Consider the following 22,179-nt stretch of genomic DNA (forward strand, 5'->3'; position numbering starts at 1 on the left):
CGCTCGCCTTACGCATCTAGAGATACAGTGATAGTACTTGGTATCCACCAAGCTAACTTGTCTACTCCGTGCTGTTGCCATGAATTGAACGCCTAACTTTTAACCGTTATTAAAAGATAGACGACTCTCAGCTTTTTACCAAATTAAAGGTGGGTGTCTTCTTCTGTAATTTGTCTTTTAGAGGCTCGTAGCTCATTAGGGGCGCTGAATAACAGTTAAGCCCGGATATATGTCAGAGCAACGCTTTATTGCATGTGGTTAATCATCGAAATGCGGCTGGTAGGGAATAAAACAACGATAGCGAGGCAGTAAAAACTGCCCCGATAGACTTACTTAACTTGACATAATTGGAGTGTCCATATATGTCTTCTTTAACATCTCATCAACTAGGTGATAAAAAATAAGAGCTAATCGTGTTTGCTTATAGCTGGCTTCATTCTTTTTCAGCTGGGAGTTCTTCTTCTGAGCGGTGAGTGTACACACTGGCGAACAAACAGGTAGCCGCTAAGCCAATTAAAATAGATTTATAAATTTCAATATTGTAATACATATGCGTTATACCCCAAAGGTGGCTGACTTTTTCTTCGGGAAACCCTAGGCGGTCTAAGTTACGTATGAAGTTTTCACCTAGTGCGTATAGATCTACAAAGCAAAACAGTATGAATACGTAAAATAAACTGTTCGCCATATCAAACAGCTTTGGTTCTTCTCTTAAAAAATAAATAGCTGACTTTCTGCAATACAAACAGAAACATATGTCATATATTAATGCAAAGGAGAAATACCAGATGTTTTCCGTAAAGCCCGTATACTGCCCGTATACAAAGTTATCCAATATGGCAGTTGTAATGACTTCTAATAGCGTAAACAGTAAAAGGTATAGCAAAAAGACACTCATTTTAGGCAAATGAGTGGTTTTATAAAAAGCAAAAGCCAAACACGCTATAAATAACATTGATTCATAGATGGGCGCATTTATGCTGTGAACGGCAAAACTAATCGCGATAAAAGTAAGCAATAGCTTAGTAAATGGTTTCACTCAACCTCCCTAGAGTTCATCTGGAATAGGTGTTACTGGCGGATAATAAATGGTAGTACGTTGTTGTTTAGGTCCAAAACCTTTACCTGTGTTTTTGCCCGCACAAACCTGTTCTTTACTATTGATCAGATGTTTTTTCTTTATTTTCGTGCTTTTCATCAGAGGCTTCTAATTGGGATTTTTCTTCGTTACAAACGCTATTGTATTTTCCGGCAACTCCAGCCATGGAGGCCAAAAAACCGTACACATTTATTTTACACCCATTGTGCAGCTTAGTTAACACGCTTTGCGGAAACTCTGAAGTACCATTAAGGTAATTGTTCATGGTACTGCGTGAAATACCTGCTTTTTTACAGCCCTTTGAAACAGAGCCTTGTTTTGCAATGAGTTCTTTCCTTACATAGTGCCTCAGCTTTTCCCCGAATTTAAACGGGTCAATTTCATCCATAACATAAACACCACTTTAAAAATTGAACGAATGTTAACGTCCTGCATTTGTTTTTTCAACAAGTGTTGGCTATGGTAATTGTGATGAAGTTGTACAGATTCTGGCACAGTGGTTCTGTTAAATTGTGTTTATTCATTATTTAATAAAATTTGGAAGGAAACCATCATGGCTCATCATCACGCTCTAGAATTGATACAATCAAGTAATAGAAGCCTCAGACACAATAGAGCCCTTAGGCATACGCGAGTAGTGGAATTTAAAACCAACTTGCAAAAATCCATTCGTCGACTGCGAAAAAGTAAAAAATTAACACAAAAGCAGCTTGGTCATATTGTTGGTGTTGATCAGGCGACTATAAGTAATTTCGAGTGTGGTAAGACAGTAATGACGGTGGATCTCGCCTTTGAGCTTACTTTAGTTTTTGGTGGTGACTTTTCTATCGACAATAATTTGTTAGGCGTAGAAAATTCAGATGACAAGTGCACCACTCATGGTTAATAAAAGTGATAGAGAGAACTCGAATGCTTGCGTTGACACCCATTTTAATTTACCACAGTACTAAACAAGTTTCTAAACAGGAACAAGCAACACCAAAAACAATATACGCTGCTTTTGTTCAGGTATTTTGCTCCAATGCCTGACAGGAAGAGGATTTCAAAAATGAACAACCCTGTAACCTTTTATTAGTTACATGTGGAAGTGTTGTTTTGAAGGTCTAGTAAAAAATTAAGTCAGTAATTCGCTACAGTGTGTTAAGTTTGCTCGTCGTTTTAACTTCAAGTGTTCACAGAATTTCTGCTTAGCATCAGGCCTACCAACTGAGCCTTTAAACACTTTGCCATTGCAGCCATTTTTATCGCCCTCGTCGTACCGGGCATTTCGAATTTACCCATCTTGCTTGCATGTGTTGTCTCTGGGCTGAGCATGTTGTATTTCAAAACTGAAGAGTTCGAGTTTGGTTTAGTAGCTGCGGCGCTACTTGGCATGACGACAGGCTATTTACTCCAAGCCAAAGAGGATAAATCATGATCACAACGATTATTGCACTGGCGTGCGTGACCTTTGCAACTCGCTATTTATTCTTGGCCAAGCATTTACCTTTTACCATTGGTCCCAAGTTTCAGCTTTTTTTAAGCTTCAGCGCACCATGTGTACTGACTGCTATTTGGGTACCTATTGTATTTATGCAAAACGGGGAGCTAGTTTCCAATCTTCATAATCCCTATATCTTAGGTGCAACAATGGCTATTTTGCTTGCACTTAAATTTAAAAGCCTGTACATCACAACTTTTGGAAGCCTAGCTGTATTTTTTGTCTTTTTTTGAAACTAAAAAAGCCCCTGTAGCCAAAGGCGACAGAGGCTTTTAAATCTACCGAAATATTATCTTCTACGGCGTAATAACGCAGGGATAACAAGCAGTAGCATTAGTACAGGCATAGAACCACTCGAGAGCTCTACTTTTTCTGGCTCAGAGCTGCCGCTAGGGCGAACATTCACTGTTACAGATAGTGTGCCTGACGCTTGGGCATTGTGCTCATCAACGACGACATAGTTAATCGCCACTTTGCCTTCGCTATTTGCAGCAGGCATGAATGTGATTGAACTATCGGTGAATGTAACTTCACCTGAATCAGCAGTCGCACTAATAAGTGTCAACTTATCCCCTTCAGGATCAGAGTCATTGCTAATCACGTCTATAGTGATAGTTTGGTCATTGTACATCTCTGCGGTTTCATCAACTGTGATTGGCGCTTGGTTTTGCACCTGTGCTTTGGCAACGATGTTTACACGAACAAATGCAGTGCTTGCCCCACCTTTACCATCGCTCACTGTATACTGAATCGTATCAGCACCAACATAATCAAGCGCACTTTGATACTGCAAGCTTGAATCATTGTTAATGGTAACTGTTCCGCGCTCAGCTACCGCATTGATTACATACAGTGTGTCACCGTCAGCATCTGTGTCATTGGTAAGCACATCTATCACTACTGACTCGTTGCGAACAACCTCTTGCACATCATTCTTTGCAACTGGCGCTTTGTTGTCACTACGAGTAACACCTACGCCGCCTGGATCGACGATTTTGCCATTTTTAACGCCATCAGCGTCGTACTCACCACCATCGACTAAGGTTAGTCTTACACACCAAGCACCTTCAATTAGGCCTTCTTGCCAACTCGCATCATTAATGCTTGGGCAATAACCTTCTTGACCCATGGCAGAGTGAATCGCATTGCCATTTTGTGCAGAGAATGTCACCCAACCTTGGTTTGGTAAATACTTACGATATTGGGCATTTGCTGGTACCACAGCTTGTTGTGGCAATACAACTTTAACGCTATCTGTACCACTTGGCATGTTGACGACGAAGTCGAAAATACCACCGCGGTTTTCTACACCTTCATCGGCATTAACCAAGCCAGTACTTACTGCTTCCTCAGCACTGAGCGATGCCGCGTTGTTATCGCTGCCAAGCCCTAGAGCACCTAGAGACATACACACACCCGCTTCAACTTCAATCAGGCTTGACCCCCAGTTGTTGCCACTGGAAGGCAAGACATTACACTGTACGTCAATTGGGTCTAGGTAATTAGGAATACCATCGGCATCGTCGTCACCAAAACCTTCCATTGCATCATTCAACAAGTCACCATCTGAGTCTGCGTTTTCATCTAACGTAGGTTGCTCTGAAACGACCTTAAATACCACGCTTTGCGTATCAAACAACCCTTCGTTATCTATGGCTTTCGCACTTATTTGGTAAACACCAGCAGAAAGCTCTGCAGCATTGATGCTAAATACCGTCGAATCGTTGCTTTCGTTAGTCAAACCATCTTGTGCAGTCCACTCAATAACGTGTGTGTCCGCGCTATTTTGGTCTAGCACTTCGACGGTGATCGTAATAAGGCCCTGCTCAGTAACCATGATTGAGCGAGCTTCACCTTGCTGCTCTGCGTTTAGAGTTAGCTCTGGCGCAATATTAGATTCAACGATTGTAATCTGGTGGCGCTGTTCAACACTTGCATTTAAGCCTGTGGTATCCAACGAAATTACCAATGTTTCTTCTGAATCATTCACTTCATCTAGCAATGTCTCAACCGAGATTTCACCGCGCGTGCCTGACTCGATTGTCAGCTTGCCAGCAGCCATTGTGTAATCATCCTCACTTGCAGTGCCTGAAACAGCAAAGTCAATAATCACTGGGTATTCGAAGTGCTCACCACTTAACACAACAGGTACTGTTGCAGTTTGCCCTTCGACAATAATCTGACTAGGCGCTGGCATACTCACCATTGGACGCACATTGACTAATTGTACGGCTTTTGCACAAACATCTTCAGTACCACAAGCTTGCCAGTAAACTTTGTTCTCACCTGAAGGTAAGAAGTTGCTACCTACAAGCTCAACAGCCACTGGCTCACCGCTGCTATCAACTGCCGTGGCGACACCCAAATCTACTTTTGTCAGCTGTCCAGTTGCATTGACTGTTAAGTCAGCCGGCACTGTGATCTCTGGTGCAGAAGGTTGATCTTGTCGGATTTCTAACACAGCTTCGGCACGACCACCAAACCCATCCGAGATAGCATAACGTACTTGAGCTACGCCGTTAAATGTGTCGTTGGTGCTAAATACGATCCGGTTTTCTGCAATGACTGCATTACCGGCATCTGCATTTACCGCCACCAGTGACAACCTATCACCATCAGGGTCTCTGTCATTATTTAACACTGCAACAGTGACCGTTGATTGACTTGCATCTAGTTGTACAAAGTCATCTATCGCCACTGGCGCAAGGTTTGCTGTGCTAATTTGAACAAGCACCGTGCCTTCAGATGTCGCGCTGCCGTCACTGATTGCGTAACTGATAGTGGCATTGCCCGAATTTAAGGCCGGTGCATTATATAGCAGTACATCGCCATCGATGACCACATTACCAATATCCGCTGATGCCGTTGTGATCCTAAGTGCATCACCATCAATATCCGTGTCATTTGCTAGTACATCAATTTCAGCCAATACTTTTGCAGATACCACAACCGAGTCATTAACCACTGTCGGTGCATCATTTTGTGGCGCAACCGTCACCGCAATTTGTGCACTGGCTGTGAGAACTTCTTCATCACGAATTACATAAGAGATTTGCGCTGCACCATTGAAGTTTGCCGCAGGTGTATAAGTTACCTCAGAATCTGAGTACTCCACTTGGCCACTGCCCGATGTGAGTGTCGCAGAGCTTACTTTTAAGGTTGCAACATTTTCGTCACTATCGTTACCCAATACAGCAATCGTCACGACCTGATCTTCAAGTACGCTCGCAGTATCATTAACAGCCACTGGTGCTTGATTCTTGGCAATAACATTAACAACAATGTTGGCACTCGCCGTACCGCCGTTACCATCTGTGATGGTATAACTAATCGTTGCTTCACCAACAAAGTCTGCACTTGGTACATAGCTTACTTGTGCATCCGTGAAGCGCACTTCACCAGAGCCTGAAACGAGTGTAGCAGCGGTGATTGTAAGCGCATTCGCATCTGCGTCAGTATCATTGGCTAGCACATCGATTGTGATAGCATCACCTTGAACCGCATCCGCTGTATCGTCGTTTGCTACAGGAGCTTGGTTATCAGGGATCACAACCGCTTCGAGATCGAAGTCGGTGATCACAGGATCATGATCTGATGAACGATAAGGAGAGTCCGAGAACCACTTAGATTGCTGATCTTCAGATTTGCCTTCGGTGTTGTAGTCCAAACCAGCAGCTTCATCCGCGTTAATATGCCAATGCATCGTTTGCACAACGCTGTCTACAGAAGTACTTGCCGTTAGCATGTGGTCTAAGCTACCTGCCACACCGCTGTAGTAGTATGAGTAATTGTCACCTGCTTCTTTTTCAATGTTCAGATTAGCAAATCCAGCGCTGTAGAATTCAAGCATTGGCGCTTCATAAGCATATGCATTAAAGTCACCTAAAATTGCATACACAGGTGCATCTGCACTTTGAATAACGGTATTGGTTGTCGCTTCACCGTTGGCTTTGGTAAGCGCTGCGATCACGGTTTTTGCTGCCAATACGCGCTGACCATTACAAGCACCCTCGACTGCATCATCCATATCCGCGCTACATGAACCACCTTTAGAGCGGAAGTGATTAACAACGACGCGAACTTCTTTTCCGCCGTTAATTGGTTTGAATGACTGTAGCATTGGCGGTCTATGCGCGCGAGTTGCCTCGTCAAAAGGTGCATCTGTGATCACTTGTGCTGTGCCCTGTGGCGCAACTCGGTTTGCACGATAAATAATGCCAACCGTCACTGAATCAGTACCAACTTGATTGAGTTTAGGGTCAATAAATGCCCAGTCGTTGACATCATCACGCTCATTCAGACCATCAATTAAGTTCTTGATAGCGCTGCTGTCACCGTAGCCATTGTTTTCGATTTCCATCAAGCCCACAACGTCTGCGTCTGATGCTAATATCGCGCGGATCACCTTACTACGTTGGCGGTTAAACTCCTTCTCGTTGTTTGCACCACGACCGTTAAAGTCAACGAAGTAGTTAAGTACATTAAAGCTCGCCACACGGATATGTTGCTCTGACTTACGCTCAGCAGGCTTAGTACGACGTGGGTTAGACTTTTCGAAGCTAGGTAAACTTGTAGGTATTAGCTTGTAGTTACCGTAAGCATAGTGAATAACACCTGACATATTGGACGCTTGTGCACCAGAACGAAGTGGCTTATCAGCACTGAAGCCAGGATAGTAACTGATATCTTCAGGGTTACTTTGTGTCGAATTGTCATCAACAAGCAGTACGTTTCTCGCGTTAAGCTCAGCAAGCTCTAATCTGCGCGGGTCGTCTTTAGGGAACTTGTTGGTCGGTTGCATTCTCATGCCTTGAGACAAGTAAATCTCGCCATATTTCGTAAAGTTATGGCTAAGCGTTACATGCAGCTTTTGTGGCATTGAAATCCACATACCTTCCAAAGACTCTTGATCGAAGTCTTTTGCAAAAGGTAAATTCACCTCAGTTGGTGTTACTTGTGTTAGCACATCGGTTGCACAAGAGAGCGTATCTGTCACCGTGCTTATCTGAGTTAAATCGTACTTTTCGACCACTTTACCCAACACCCGTACCTGCTCTCCCACCTTCACTTTGGTGTTTGTGTCTGCGACAAAAATACCTTCTGATGTTTTGCTATCGTGATCTGCTTGTTGATCTTCTTCTTGGATGAAGAAACCACCGTGTTGACCTGCATTTTGAAAAGACGCTACAACCACACCTTCAATCACAACGGACTGATCAACAAGTGCGCTAGATTTTCCATTGCCTTGAATTGCACTAATCAAGGTAGCAGGATCATTACACGCGCCAATTTGTACTTGAGGTGGTGTTGACCCCCCGTCCGTACCACAGGCTGCAACACCACTACAACCCAAACCATCGGCTGTATTTTTTGCGAAACCTTCCCATTCAACACTTGGATCAAAGACATCGTCTAATACTGTGTCACCCGAAGTGATCCCGTCTTTGCGTCGTAGGGTTTTGTCTTTAGTCGATGTATCGCCACTGCCCCAAGCGCTGCCAGGATCGGTGCCGACTTGACCAAATACATCTGCAACTTGGCCATCGACCATTAGAACCAGTGCATCGTCACCATTGAAGTAAGTAATGGTACTGGTGCTGTCTTGGCGGCTTTTAATTTCGTCGTTTGCGCTGCTATTAGCAATAACGTGCGTTTCGCCGTGCTTTAGTTCACCAGACAACGTTTGCGTTCTTAACCCTTCAGTCGTTAGCGGCTTGCCGTTGTCTGCAAGTGTAATTGTCACGCGGCTAAGGTCTAGAGTTGCACCGGTAAAGTTTGTAATTTCAACGGCTTTGTTGCTGCTACTTCCCTCAATATACTCAGTGAAGATAACTTTGCTCGCTTCAACCTTTTCACTCACCTGAATAGAAAACTCAGGCAAGTTCACAACATCGGTGTTGCCATCTGTCACACCTATCACAATATTGCTAGTGATACCGATGTCTTTACTTGATGGCGTACCAGACAATTCACCAATTTGCGTATTGAATGTTGCCCAAGTCGGCTTGTTGATGATTGAGAAAGTCAGAGTGTCATTGTCTGCATCACTCGCTTCAGGTTTAAAACTGTATGCCACATCAACAACTGCACTGGTATTCGGTTTACCTGATATTGTTGGCGGGTTCTTAATCGTGCTTGGGTCGACGACTTCAATGTTGAAGCTCGGTAACGACACCGTCGATTTACCATCAGTCACGGAGATCTGAATATTCTCATAAACCGCAATATCGGCAACCGCAGGCGTACCAGATAAACGACCTGTTTGTGTATCAAAAGTCGCCCATGATGGCTTGTTCACGATAGAGAAAGTTAAGTCATCTTTATTCTGATCAGACGCAGTTGGTGTAAAACTATACGCTCTACCAGCGCCAACGGTGAGTTTAGGTTTGCCGCCAATGACAGGGGCTACATCGCCTAATTTGGGACAGGTGTCACCGAATAAAATTTCTGCAAACTCAGGGTTATCAACAAATGGATTACGGTTACCCTGTTGTTCAACGATGCGTTGGTGTCTATCAAGCTCTAACTGATCAATCGTATCTTCACTATGCCAATCCATGAGATTACACAGTACACCTAACGTCGGTGAACTACTTGCGCTGATGTTGTTCACAAGCTCAAGATCTGGCATGCCACCATCTGTACCATCATAGCGCACTGCCATGTAGAACATCATACGAGCAGTATCACCTTTCACTGCATCTCTTGGCTCAAACGAGTCGCTATCAGTAAAGCTACCTGGCGCGTTATCAACCGGATTACCTCCGTCATCATAGTCTTTGCTACTACGTGTTGAGTTAACCTTTACATCGGTTGGTCTTAAGTGGTGAATATCGGTGTAACCATATTGGCTCTCGCTCGGGAAGCCATGGGATTTTGGCCAACTGTGCTCGCGGTTCCAATCGGTTGTGCCACCACCATTGGTGTTTTTGTCCTGACTTCGACCTGTATAAAATAGCAATACATTGCTTGGATTATTAGGATCTTCGTCGGTATATTTTAAGGCATCCCACACTTGCGAGTACGTCATTCTTTGCTGACCTTGCCTCGCAATCTGCGACAATGCATTTTCTAGCTCAGTGCCCACTTTGCCAATCGCCGAGGCATAGTAAGTATTGTAATCGTAGTTACTACCCGGCTTGTCTGTTACGGTAATCGAAAATGCCGGTAGGCTCACTGGTGCATTGACACCATCAGTCACTGAAATGACGATGTTGTCATTGCTGCCTACATCTGACTCAGCAGGTGCGCCCGAAAGCTTGCCCGTTGCCGTATCAAAGGCCGCCCAACTTGGCTTGTTCGTAATTGAAAATACCAAATCGTCGTTTTCAAGATCGATGACAACAGGCGTAAAGATATAATTTCTAGTGGCCTGCACTGAAGTGCTTGGCGTACCAGATATCATAGGCGCATCATTCGTACCAGCAGCTCTGACGGTAATAGAAAACCCATTCAAAGCATTGGTGATGGTGCCATCATTTACAGTGATAACAATGTTGTCATACTTGCCAATATCCGCAGCTGAAGGCGTACCAGATAACATACCTGTTGCCGTATCAAAACTTGCCCAGCTCGGCTTGTTCTCGATGGTAAACACAAGCGTGTCATTATCTAAATTGGTTACACTTGGAGTAAATGCATAGTTGTCAGTCGCATTTACGATAGTTTTAGGCGTGCCGCTGATCTCAGATGGAATGTTACCACTGCCACCACATGCAGCTATACCAGAACAACCTAGGCCGTCGAAGGTATTTTTTGCAAATCCAACCCACTCATTCGCAGGGTCAAAGGCATCATCGATAACAGTATCGCCATTTTCAATGCCAATCTTGCGACGTAGCGTTTTGTCTTTTGTACTTGTATCACCTGAGCCCCAGCTACTGCCAGGATCTGTTCCCACTTGGCCAATACTGTCAACAATTACGCCGTTGACTAAAAGTGTAAGTGCATCATCGCCATTAAAATATGTTGCAGTGCTAGCGACATCACCCAGCGCTTTCAGCTCATCGCTCGCACCATTGTTGTAAAGTACATAACTTCCACCCGCAGCCAACGTCCCTGACAAAGTCAGAGGCGTCACTTCATCAAGTTTTTTGCCATTTGCGGTTAATGCAATGCTAACCGTGGTTAGGTCGATACTACTGCTGCCAAAGTTGGTTATTTCTAACGCTTTATTATTGCTGCTACCTTCAACATACTCGGTGAAGATAACATTCGCACAGGCTTGGCCTGCAACGATACTTGAGCACAGTCCTATGGCTATACAGCGCCTCAAGTATCGCAGTTTAGTGCGATGCTTATTATTAGAGTTCATATTTTTCCCGTGTGTTTATTACTCTGTTTTATTATTTTGAGTTAAATTGGTTTTATTTAGGGTACAAATATTCCCAAAGTAAAATGGGAGGCAAATATAATACTCCATTATGAACTTTTCATTAAAAATAAATCAAAAATAAGACATCAAATGGCAACAATTGAAACGAGATTAATTTAACACGAGGTCGAATGAAAGTACCATAAAAGGGACATATGTCCGCGTATAAGTAGCTGATTAAACTATACTAATAAGATGATAAAGTTACACTCCGAATGATTGACCGTTGATAATTACGAACTTATTCGAGTGATAAAAAACATAAATAAAACATGATTAAAACATCTGAAACACAAAATAAACACAATAGAACGTTCTAATTTTCACAATTATTTACAAACTGTTTATTTTTCGATCTACCATTACCTTTGATTACATCACTAATCAGAACAAAGCCATGTAATACGACCTCAACGGTTGTTTTTAAATACCTGATTAACACATTCCGCTATGCCGTTTTAAGTGCTTAAATGAGCGAAAACCCCAATAATTATTGTTAAATGACTTGGCAATAAAACGCCTAGCTTATGGCTTAATATCATTAATATGCAACACTAATCTAGACTGAATTAGCACCCATGTGTCACGCGGATCTGTGGGTACAAAGGCTAGACATATAAAAGTAAAATACGCGCAGAGTACAAGTTAGAGGTCATTGCGGCTAAGCACGATTTGCCTGTTACAGTCCTACAAATGTCGAGGTGTTTTCCAGAACCTGCTGATTTAATGACAGTGTATCGCTTAACGCGAGGTATTAATGCCAGAGATGTGGCTCTCGCCCACTTGTGTGCGATTAAAAAGTGCCTTGCAGGATTCAATCGCTTTGTTATTTCGGGTATGACACCATTTAGTCGCTCAGATACGTCCGGCCTATTTCACTGCGCCGATAACCTATTAGCACAGAAGTGCCCAAAAATCGTAAAAGCATTTCAATCGCGCGATTGGGTGTTACCCAAAAATTTAGATAGGGTCTATGATTCGTCTTTGGCACAAACTCAGTTGGGGTGGTATCCGCAGTATGGGTTTGAAAATGTCCTGACATTGTTCGATAACGACTTCGCAGAAGTACTCCCTGTGATAAAAAAGCACTCAAAAACAACCTAACATTTAGCAATCTTAATATTTACGGTTAATATAAGTGCTTTTAAAATGCACTCACTATGAACAGTGCATCTCGTCTATCAGCTTGAGTAAACGAGCCTTTTAATCGTTTCCCACCTAAGGCAATAACTTCACTATGAGTGAGCTTGCAACACCTTTTCACCCTAGATGAAAACGAATCTTGAAATTGTGCTATGTCTATGCTGATTATTACGCGAGCAATGGTACCTTGGCGTGGAATGCCACTTTCAAGCAGTACAGGCTTTCGAAGCCAATCTATCTTCAATATCTTGTCAACCTTGACATCCTGAAATGACAGTGCTGACTGTTAAGAATATGATATCAAAGAGCTTGTGGACTACTATACCTTATTGTCGAGGGTCATCAATTGATTCGAAGTATTTTAAAAATTGTGGTTCAGACATAAACGTATTACTTAAAAAAGGAGTATAAGATCATACTTTTAAATCAAGGTAAAGTTCGTGATCTTGCCCTGAAAGTTTACGACCTCTCTATTCACACATTCACTAAAATATCTTAGAATATACGACGATTTATCTTATGAGAATTATATGCTTAAGCCACTAACAAAATTATTTATTGTTATTGCGACGTTGGTTGCCTTTGTCGGGCAAGCGAGTGCGTATAATTTCATGGGAACAACTGAACATGCCACCGGAGTCCAAGAAACTCCACAATCAATGCAATCGGTATCGGACCTGAATACCACTAGCGTATCCGGTGACGACGATTGTTGTGAGGTCGACTGCTGTGAAGCCGACTGCATTTGCCCTGCAAATGCATGCATCGCCTTTGTTTATTTGAGTACGCAAAGCAACACCTCTAACGTTATCGCTCAAAGTCAATCGACTTTTAATGATGAAACACAGCGGCCAAATAGCGTACAAGCCCCCCTCTTTAGACCGCCCATTTTTACCCATTAAGGGTTAGTACACCCAAAATTCGTACACGTTAAAAATTTAAAAGTGAATTCGCACAACTTGCGAGCAGTTTTTAGCATGTTTGAGGTAAAAATGCTTAACCAATATTCTAAGTTGGCAATATCAATGATGTTGTTGCCATGTACAACGTATGCCGTCGGCCATGAAGAGCACCATCATCACGATGACCATGATAAGAACGGTAAGATAGAAAAAATCCAAGTCACCGCCTCCAGATTAGGAAGAATAGTGACAGAATCAGCAACTCGCACGGAAGTGATTAATGCTGAAGAGGTCCAAGAAAAAGCACTCATGCGACCGGGAAATATCTCCATGCTGGTGGCAGAAACGGGCGGTGTGAGAGTGCAAAATACGTCTCCTGCTCTGGGCAGTGCAAATATCAAACTACAAGGCCTCTATGGCCGCTATACCCAGCTATTAAGCGACGGCCTGCCACTTTATGGTGGGCAAACAGCATCTATTGGTTTATTGCAGATCCCACCTACCGATCTGGCTACTGTAGAGATCATTAAAGGGTCAGCCTCTTCACTTTATGGAGGGTCAGCACTCGGGGGAGTTATCAACCTTATTTCCCGTACACCTGCTGATGAGTTTGAAGGAGAGGTGTTACTCAATGCAACTTCAAAAAGCGGACAAGACGTTACGGCATATGCAGCTGCACCACTCTCTGACTCACTGAGCGGGTCAATCACAGCGGGTGGACACCATCAAAAAGCACAAGATCTTGATAACGATGGCTGGATAGATATGGCAGCCTACAATCGAGCAACTATACGCCCGCGTTTGTATTGGTCAGGAGATAGCGGCGCAAATCTGTACGTAACCATTGGGGCCATGACGGAGCAACGAACAGGTGGCACAATTGACAACGCGGTAATGCCCGATGGCAGCCCATATGTTCAAGCTCAAGATACCGTTAGGTTAGATAGCGGATTTATTTTTGAAAAGCCACTTGGCGAGGTTCTAAACCTTAATGTTCGCGGCTCAGCGATGCATCAAGAACACGAACACCAATTTGGTACAATATTAGAAAATGACGCCCATGACAGTTACCTAATTGAGTCGAGCTTGTCTGGATATACAGAGACAACAGCATGGCTAGTTGGTGTGGCATATCAATCAGACTCTTTTGATTCTCATGAATATTCTGACTTAAATTACACTTATGACGTCCCTGGTTTATTTTCACAACTTGATTATGAAATGGCCGATGACGTTTCTCTGTCACTCAGTGCCCGTACTGATTGGCATAGTGAGTACGGAACTCAGGTAAGTCCACGCGTTTCAATGCTCTATAATCCAAATAACTGGACTGTTCGCGGCTCATATGGCCAAGGTTTTTATGCACCAACCTCTTTTATTGAAGACATCGATGACACCGGTCTATCTCGACTCGAGCCACTAGATAACCTTGAAGAAGAGAAAGCAGCAACAGCGTCTGTGGACATCAGCTACACCTTTGATAGCGTTGAAACCAGCGTGACATTTTTTGCCTCTGATGTTGAAAATGTCACCGAATTGGAAATTATAGACAATGTAAACTCAGCCAAGCGAGTACGTATAGTGAATGCATCTGAGCAAAGTGAAATTCGCGGCGCCGAGCTTCTGCTTCGTTACCGCTGGCATGACATCAAGTTTACAGCCAGTTATTTGTATACTGATGCAACAAAAGAAAATTCAACAGGGCTTACGCGCACGCCTTTATCGCTTACACCAAGACACTCAGCAGGTGCAGTTATCATGTGGGAGGAGCACGGTAGTCACCTAGTTGGGTTTGAAGCTTACTACACAGGCACTCAGCACCTTGAGAATAACCCGTATCGCGATAGAAGTGAGCCATATTGGCACCTCGGTTTGCTTGGTCAAATCACGCTTGACAACGTCAGTTGGTTTTTGAATGCCGAAAACTTATTAAATGTCCGCCAAACCAAAGAGCACTCGCTTGTATTGCCAATTCAAGCGCCAAGTGGCCGTTGGACCACAGATATCTGGTCACGCAATGACGGCTTTACCGTCAATGCTGGGGTAAGAATTCAATTTGGCGGCTAAAGTGTCGAGCAGGCATTAGTTTTCATACTATTGTGGAGAGTTTCGACTCTCCTTGCCTATACCCAATAGCCAAAGCAAATTTTTACCCGCTCAGACTGCAGATTTAAATATTTACCCTACTTCTATGCGACCTATTATTCAGTTTACCGATAGTACAAAATGCATAATAGCTTGCCTTCTGACATATTAACACTTACACAATATACAACAACCGCTAACAACAGTGGTGATAAAAAAGACAATCATTACACTCGTAACATTATTAGCTACAGCAGCTCCCTCAAAAGTTGAAGCAAATGATATTATCAATGTGTATTGCTTTAAAAACGGCAAGTTACTGTGGGAAGAAGTATTTTACGATTACCGCGCAGCACAACGTACGTACGATATATGTAAAAAAATAAGCGATACACCTTGCTTATAGAAACCTTCACCTTTTGCCGTTGTAAGCAAAAAGTGAAGGTTGGCCAAAAAAGAAATGTATTAGTTACAAGCTTTTACCCACTTCCAAACAGCCCACTGTGTAGAGTTATCAGCCGGAGACTCGCCTCTTGTCCACCACTTAGCTTCATACACATTACCGTTTTGAGACGCTTGGTTGCCTTTAAGGTATACCTTACTACTGTCCCAAACAGACACATTACAGCCGCTGCCTGCGGTGACTTCAACGGAGCGCGTTAATGTATCTTGCTTGCCGGCCCCATCAGTGACCGTAAGCAATACAGTATACGAGCCGGCCGCACCATATGTATAAACAGGGTTTTGCGACTGACTAATGCTGCCATCACCAAATTGCCATGCGTAGCCAACAACCCCATTATCATCAGTAGACGAATCTGAGAATGACACCGTTAAGCTATTGGCACTGTAGGTGAAACCCGCCACAGGCGCTTGATTCATACCATCAGTTACAGAAACTGACTTAGTCACTGTACCTGTCGCACCTTCGTTGTCGGTCACAACCAATGACACTTGATAAGTGCCTGATTGCTCAAAGGCGTGATCTACACGCATTTGTGATGCCGCGCTGCCGTCGCCGAATTGCCATGCAACGCTAGCAATACTGCCATCTACATCACTTGAGCCACTTGCATCGAAAGTACAGGTTAGTTGATTACAATTAACTTGGATGTCAGCAATAGGCGGTGTGTTACCTACATTACCATTATCTCCTACAGGTACAACACCACCAAAGTGCGAAGATACTTTTGGCCAAATTAGCTCGATACGAGTGCCGCGATTAAGTTTTGTCGTACATTGCGTGCTGTTTCCATAATGATGCAACGCAATGACGTTGTTGTGTTCTGCAGACAATACAGGCGACCCCGACGAGCCACCAATAGTGTCACATTTGTAGCCCATATCCGTATTACTACCTCGCCCTGCCGTGACAGTCTGGTCTATTTGACAGTAACCAGTGTCATTTTGATCGCTCTCTATCGCAAGCTCTTTAGGGTTGCCACTGCCATGCTGTGGAATATAGATTCTTTGTCCAAGCGTTTGCGAGGTCACATCAAGGCCAAAATGACCAAACCGTTTAATCTTGTCGAACTCTTGTACCGTGAATAAGGTATAGTCAAGACTGTAGTCGGTAGCCAATAGTTGATCGCCCTTTACTTTAACCGTTGCGTTGGGCTGTCCTGTTCCACATGCTGTACGCTGATAGTTGAACCAAACTTCCACATTTTTTGCTTCTGCCGCGGTGTCAAAACAATGGTTATTAGTAAACATATGGTTACTTGCACCAACACGCCAAGCCGTACACAAGCTGCGGCCACCTATCAACAACCGAGCAACTGGACGACCGCGCTCAAATTCAACAGGGTGAGAAGACTCCCAACATGCCACATCTCGACGTTCATTAATTCCGCAAGTCGATTTTGGCTCGATAAAATCGGCAGCTAACAATTGCGCATTCGCATCCAACTCGGACTCAGGATAACCGGCGAAGAAATTATCTATCTCAATTCCATGGTGGGACTGCCACAGGCTTGGGCTTGGCACAACCAGCTTAAGTTTGATGGCGTCAGCTGAAACTGACATAGCGGATGTGACATCGCTGTCATAATGATCATAGCGATATGTTTCACGCCCCTCTAAGTCACTAACTTGTAAATAAGCACCTTCTGGCAATTCAAACTTAGCAAAATTAATCTTGATAAAGTTTGCGTTAGGATGATGGATTGTATGCTCAAAATGCCCAGAAGCAGAACGCAGAGCATGGTTTAAACTCAATGCCATTTGATACGGCACAGCCTCAGCCACGATCTCTCTTTGCTGATTTTCAAGCGAGCTGGCTTGTAAGTTGGTCGCCAAAAACAGCGCACATGCCGGTAGCATAGATTTGATTACTTTACATGATGTCATCAGTTAAATGTCCTTTATTTGTAATTATTGTGCTTTAAGTGAAAAAGGCTTTTGAAACTTATGTTATATCAAGGTTAATATCAAGATTATTTTTTGGGCAAAACTTGTTAATAGAGTTCAACGTCAATTTGCACAAGTTGGGAAAACTCTGTTATAACATGTAGTTTTCAAGCTCAAAAAATTAACACCTCTTATCTAATTTATTCTAGACACTGATCTCGGAATCAAATCGCCTAGATATCAACTCGTTGAACTTAACTGGTATTAATGAACAAGACCGTAAGCACATTACAGCTATTACTGATACGCAACATATAAAAGACATCACTTTAATTCGATTTTGACCAAGGGTGGCTTAAAATTTTACCCCTGCCTACTCAAAAGACACGAGGTCTTTAACAGTTTTCTTCAAACCGAAATAATATGTTTCATGTTCGCAAACACATGGGGATAAATTGATGCCGGAACTGAACACCAAGTTTAAAGAGACTAATGGCGTTATCAGCCCCAATTGCTTTGCACCAAAAAGCATAACTGGTACTTCACGGCGCCTCTTCAAATTGAAGAAAGTGACTATTAACCTGCGCCCAAATCAGCCAAGCAGTAAACAGAATTACTAAAGGTTTAATTACTCTTCACCTAGCAAAATGACAGAAAATATTGCAATTTTCAGCTCAATGGATGGATTCGTGCGATAAAGGCCTACATCTTGCGAATTTAGTTAGGTATCATTCTAAATGCAAGTATATTATAACATTACATCACTTTTATTAGGGGATACCCAGTGCTAAGAAAAACCCACCTAGCTTTGGCCATTTCGGCGGCGGTACTATTTACCGGCTGTTCGAAAGCGCCTGAAGAGCAACAAGCCAGTCAAGCTAATGCAGCAGAGAAAACTGTTACTGAAGCGGTAAGCAGCGACATAAAACAAAACCCTTTCTTCCAAGAGTGGACAACTCCATTTGGCGCGCCGCCACTTGGTCAAATCAAAACTGAGCACTTTTTACCTGCGTTCAATCAAGCTATGGTTGAGCATAAAAAAGAGATTGATGCGATTACTGACAATGAGCGCCCTGCAGACTTTGCAAATACCATCGAAGCGATGGAATTAGCGGGCTCAACGCTTTCGCGTGTTTCTGCGGTATTCTTTAACTTATCTAACACTGAATCAAACGATCAAATGCAAAAGTTGCAACGTGAGATTTCACCGCTCTTGACTCGTCATGAAAATGAAATTCAAATGAATGAAGCGCTGTTCAAACGTGTGGCAAAGGTTTATGAGCATCGCGGTTCGGCACTTCTAAACGCTGAGCAAACCCGTTTACTTGAACGTGTTTACAATAGCTTTGTTCGTTCAGGTGCAAAGTTAACAGGCGAACAGCGTGCTGAATTTGCTAAAATTAACGAGCGCCTTTCAGCATTGACTACTGAGTTTGGTCAAAACTCTTTGAACGACTCTCGTGCTTTCACGCTGGTACTTGAAGAGTCTGACCTAGCAGGGCTATCACAGGCGCAACGTGATGCAGCCGCTGCTGCCGCGACAGCTAGAGATTTGCCAGGCAAATACGTCATTACACTTAACCGCTCAAGCGTTCAGCCTTTCTTACAATTCTCAGAACGTCGTGACCTACGTGAAAAAGCATTTAAAGGTTGGGCCAACCGTGGTGACAATGACAATGAATTTGATAACAAAGCTATCATTGCAGAAATCGTGGAACTTCGCGCGAAACGTGCTCAACTACTAGGATATAAGCATCACTCTGAGTACGTACTAACCAATTCAATGGCAAGTAAGCCTGAAACAGCAATGGACCTACTAACAAAAGTATGGGAACCAGCTGTTGAAAAAGCTGAGCAAGAGCGTGAGTGGATCAAAGAACAGATGGCGGCTGAAGGCGTAACTCACAAGCTTGAACCATGGGATTGGCGCTACTATGCCGAGAAAGTGCGCAAAGCTAAATTTGACCTTGACCAAGGCCAAATCGCGGAGTACTTCGAGCTAAATAATATGATCGAAGCACAGTTTTACACCGCTGAGCGTTTATTCGGTTTGAAGTTTGTTGAACGTACTGACATCCCTGTTTACAACCCGGTTGTACGTGTTTGGGAAGTACAAGACAAAGCGGGTAACGCGATTGGCTTGTTCTATGGTGACTACTATGCGCGTTCAACTAAACGTTCTGGCGCTTGGATGAGCTCATTCCGTACACAGCAGAAACTGGCTGGCGATGTTAAGCCATTAATTTTAAACAACATGAACCTGAATAAACCTGCTGAAGGTGAGCCGACGTTAATGAGCTACTCAGACGCAGTGACTTTGTTCCATGAGTTTGGACACGCGTTACACGGCTTACTTTCAAATGTAACTTATCCAACACTAGCAGGTACAAGCGTACCTCGTGACTGGGTAGAGTTCCCTGCACAGTTATTTGAACACTTCATTGCTCAGCCTGAGATGCTGAAGAAATTCGCGCTTCATTATAAAACTAATGAACCAATGCCTGAAGCGCTACTTGAGCGTATCAAGCAAGCTGGTACTTTCAACCAAGGTTTCGCAACGGTTGAGTTTACTGCATCTGCGCTTGTAGATATGGCGTATCATCAGCAAACAGAAGTTAAAGATCTTGATGTTCGTGCATTTGAAAATAAAGTACTAACTGAGTATGGTAAACCTGAAGAAATCACCATGCGTCACCGTAGTACACACTTTGGACATATTTTTGCAGGCGGTTACTCATCAGCTTACTATGCCTATATGTGGTCTGAAATCTTAGATGCAGATGGCTTCGATGCTTTCTTAGAAAAGAAAGATATCTTTGATAAAGAAACAGCTGAACGTTTATATCAGTTTATCTACAGCCGTGGTGACACGCTTGACTACTTTGACGCATATGAAGGCTTTAGAGGCAGAAAGCCAACCACTGATGCACTACTGCGCAACAGAGGCTTAGACTAATCCCACCCTTAAAAAGCCGAAGTCATTGTACTTCGGCTTTTTATTTGTCAAAAACGTTTATTTAGTCGTTTTTACAAATCCAGTACCTAAAACTTCAAAGTAAAACTGACCATTGGTTGCATTGATTGGTGTTGCGATTAGTTGGTCTTCTTTATCTTTAACGTTAACGCTCCAGCTGAATGATGGCCAGCTTCTTCCTGAACCTTCGATTCGTCCCATTGCATAAAGTTGCTCAACAAAAACCTTCCCGTCTGTTTTACATACTGCAATTTTGTATAGTGCCGTATTTTTAGCCGAGCTACTCGCAGGGTCACCATTTGAAGCTTGTATCATTAACTCCCCTCCATAGGAGTTTCTATGCCCTTGAGGAGACAACAAGCGACAAATCACAGTTGGTGAAGTAACGCTTTTATTGTGTAAGACTGTGTGCTTGGGTAAGTGCTGAATGTAACCACCCCGCTGAGATCTGACGCCATTTGGTAGATCATTAAAACCTTCAACTAAGTATGCGCCCTCTCCATCCACAATAACGTCTTCGATTGCACTTATTGAATTGGACTGTTTTGAGGCGCTGTTAATTAGCGTTGCGGTATTTTCTTTTCCATTTTCTGATTTTAGGTGAAGTAGATTGGCAAACCCGTGACCAGCTGCATTATTATTAAATCCAAAAACACTATTCAAACTGATGTTTTTGTTTTCTCCACTGGCATCTGAAGCTGTCAAATAGAAACCTGATTTTCTATTATGCTCCGATCCTGAACCCGCTATGCTCAATGAATGACTGCTTGATATCTCATAGCCATGTTGGCTATTTAAATCCGATGCGCAACTACCGATAGAGCTATAATAAGCTTGGTTAATTTTATAGCCAACTTCATTTCTTGCTGAATAACAGTTATCAAACTTTAAAGAAGTGTGTAACCCCTGCATGTTAAACCCATGACCGGCGTTATGAGATGCAAATACTCTGCTATATGTTCCCAAGAAACCACGGCCAGAACTAATACCGTCACCTTCATTGTAAGATATTCTAAGGTCTGAAAAATATGCATGGTTCCAAGCAATACCCGTAGTTTGGTCTAACGTAAACTCTCCACCTAACTGCATTACGCCATCACTTTTAGAGTTATATACTGCTAGATCTCTTAGTGAGTAAAATACACCAGGTTCAAAAACTACACCGCTATCAGCCGCATTAGCTTCACTAAAGTCGAGTACACTTGTCGCTTTACCACTCCCTAGGATAGTTCTATTTACGAAGTTGTTATGCCCGTCTACTTTAAAATATGTTTTTGAACTAACATTATTTTTACCAATTGGAATATCAATCACACCACCCGTTGTAATACTATCCCCTGTTATCAACAAATCGCTGATATCATTGATACTCGTTGAATCCGCCACTTGGTTTAAATTAATACAATCCCCATGCTCAAGCAATAGTGCTAAACTACTGTTAACATTACTGGTATGTAACTCGATATTTTTCGGCGATGTATAATTAGAAAATACCACTCGGTAAAAAGTAGGTGAGATCCGCGTAATGATGGATGCTGTGGCTTGAATAAATACGGTGTCACCTTCGCTTAGTTGATGACTATTAAGCGCTTCGGATAACCCTTTAAAAAAATGTATATTGCTAGTACCTGTTGACGCATCGACATTTGTTGAATATGTTGCGGCTCCAACGGGTATTGCAGCACCAAGTAGCGCTCCTGCACTTAAAAACTGCCTTCTTCCAGCTCTGTCTACGCCGTTCACACCATCTAAAGCTCAGGGCGGGATCACACT

General features: G+C 43.0%; 12 protein-coding genes and 1 pseudogene. 6 read left to right on the plus strand and 7 right to left on the minus strand.

The window, feature by feature from the left end; translation table 11 throughout:
* From N482_RS24080 to N482_RS04910, 3 genes and pseudogenes are all read right to left on the minus strand, one after another.
* Positions 1-81, minus strand: a pseudogene (locus N482_RS24080) (Mobile element protein); the annotation flags it as partial.
* A gap of 352 nt (positions 82-433) precedes the next feature.
* Positions 434-1,039: a hypothetical protein gene (locus tag N482_RS04905; RefSeq protein WP_063376013.1), complete on the minus strand. Its 606-nt coding sequence runs from the start codon at positions 1,037-1,039 to the stop codon at positions 434-436.
* Between the two features lie 118 nt (positions 1,040-1,157).
* Complete coding sequence (locus tag N482_RS04910; protein WP_063376014.1) at positions 1,158-1,487, minus strand: helix-turn-helix domain-containing protein; 330 nt, start codon at positions 1,485-1,487, stop codon at positions 1,158-1,160.
* Positions 1,488-1,652: 165 nt separating this feature from the next.
* On the opposite strand from N482_RS04910, the gene N482_RS04915 reads away from it, so the two are divergent.
* Positions 1,653-1,985 (plus strand): helix-turn-helix transcriptional regulator, encoded by a 333-nt coding sequence (locus N482_RS04915; protein WP_063376015.1) that lies wholly within the window; start codon positions 1,653-1,655, stop codon positions 1,983-1,985.
* A 527-nt stretch (positions 1,986-2,512) separates the two neighbouring features.
* On the plus strand, positions 2,513-2,812 hold the full coding sequence (locus N482_RS04920) for an AzlD domain-containing protein (protein ID WP_063376016.1): 300 nt from the start codon (positions 2,513-2,515) through the stop codon (positions 2,810-2,812).
* A 56-nt stretch (positions 2,813-2,868) separates the two neighbouring features.
* Here N482_RS04920 and N482_RS04925 read toward each other — a convergent pair whose 3' ends face one another.
* Positions 2,869-10,893 (minus strand): ExeM/NucH family extracellular endonuclease, encoded by an 8,025-nt coding sequence (locus N482_RS04925; RefSeq protein ID WP_063376017.1) that lies wholly within the window; start codon positions 10,891-10,893, stop codon positions 2,869-2,871.
* Positions 10,894-11,646: 753 nt separating this feature from the next.
* Between N482_RS04925 and N482_RS04930 the strand changes: the two genes are divergently transcribed.
* Complete coding sequence (locus tag N482_RS04930) at positions 11,647-12,057, plus strand: hypothetical protein (protein ID WP_155730484.1); 411 nt, start codon at positions 11,647-11,649, stop codon at positions 12,055-12,057.
* A 40-nt stretch (positions 12,058-12,097) separates the two neighbouring features.
* Here the strand turns inward: N482_RS04930 and N482_RS24710 are convergent, their stop codons facing one another.
* Complete coding sequence (locus tag N482_RS24710; protein ID WP_155730486.1) at positions 12,098-12,340, minus strand: hypothetical protein; 243 nt, start codon at positions 12,338-12,340, stop codon at positions 12,098-12,100.
* Positions 12,341-12,626: 286 nt separating this feature from the next.
* On the opposite strand from N482_RS24710, the gene N482_RS04935 reads away from it, so the two are divergent.
* Together N482_RS04935 and N482_RS04940 are read left to right on the plus strand one after the other, a co-directional pair.
* Entirely contained in the window at positions 12,627-12,998 is a 372-nt protein-coding gene (locus tag N482_RS04935) for a hypothetical protein (protein ID WP_063376019.1), read from the plus strand.
* A 75-nt stretch (positions 12,999-13,073) separates the two neighbouring features.
* Entirely contained in the window at positions 13,074-15,065 is a 1,992-nt protein-coding gene (locus N482_RS04940) for a TonB-dependent receptor plug domain-containing protein (RefSeq protein ID WP_231100790.1), read from the plus strand.
* Positions 15,066-15,548: 483 nt separating this feature from the next.
* On the opposite strand, the gene N482_RS04945 is transcribed toward N482_RS04940, so the two are convergent.
* Positions 15,549-17,432, minus strand: coding sequence for a PKD domain-containing protein (locus tag N482_RS04945; protein WP_063376020.1), 1,884 nt, complete (start codon positions 17,430-17,432; stop codon positions 15,549-15,551).
* Positions 17,433-18,216: 784 nt separating this feature from the next.
* Between N482_RS04945 and N482_RS04950 the strand changes: the two genes are divergently transcribed.
* Positions 18,217-20,388, plus strand: a complete 2,172-nt coding sequence (locus tag N482_RS04950) for a M3 family metallopeptidase (RefSeq protein ID WP_081227760.1) — start codon at positions 18,217-18,219, stop codon at positions 20,386-20,388.
* A gap of 57 nt (positions 20,389-20,445) precedes the next feature.
* On the opposite strand, the gene N482_RS04955 is transcribed toward N482_RS04950, so the two are convergent.
* Positions 20,446-22,149, minus strand: coding sequence for a right-handed parallel beta-helix repeat-containing protein (locus N482_RS04955; protein WP_063376021.1), 1,704 nt, complete (start codon positions 22,147-22,149; stop codon positions 20,446-20,448).
* Between the last annotated feature and the right edge of the window lie 30 nt (positions 22,150-22,179).

The sequence above is a fragment of the Pseudoalteromonas luteoviolacea NCIMB 1942 genome, from assembly GCF_001625595.1.
GTDB lineage: Bacteria > Pseudomonadota > Gammaproteobacteria > Enterobacterales > Alteromonadaceae > Pseudoalteromonas > Pseudoalteromonas luteoviolacea_A.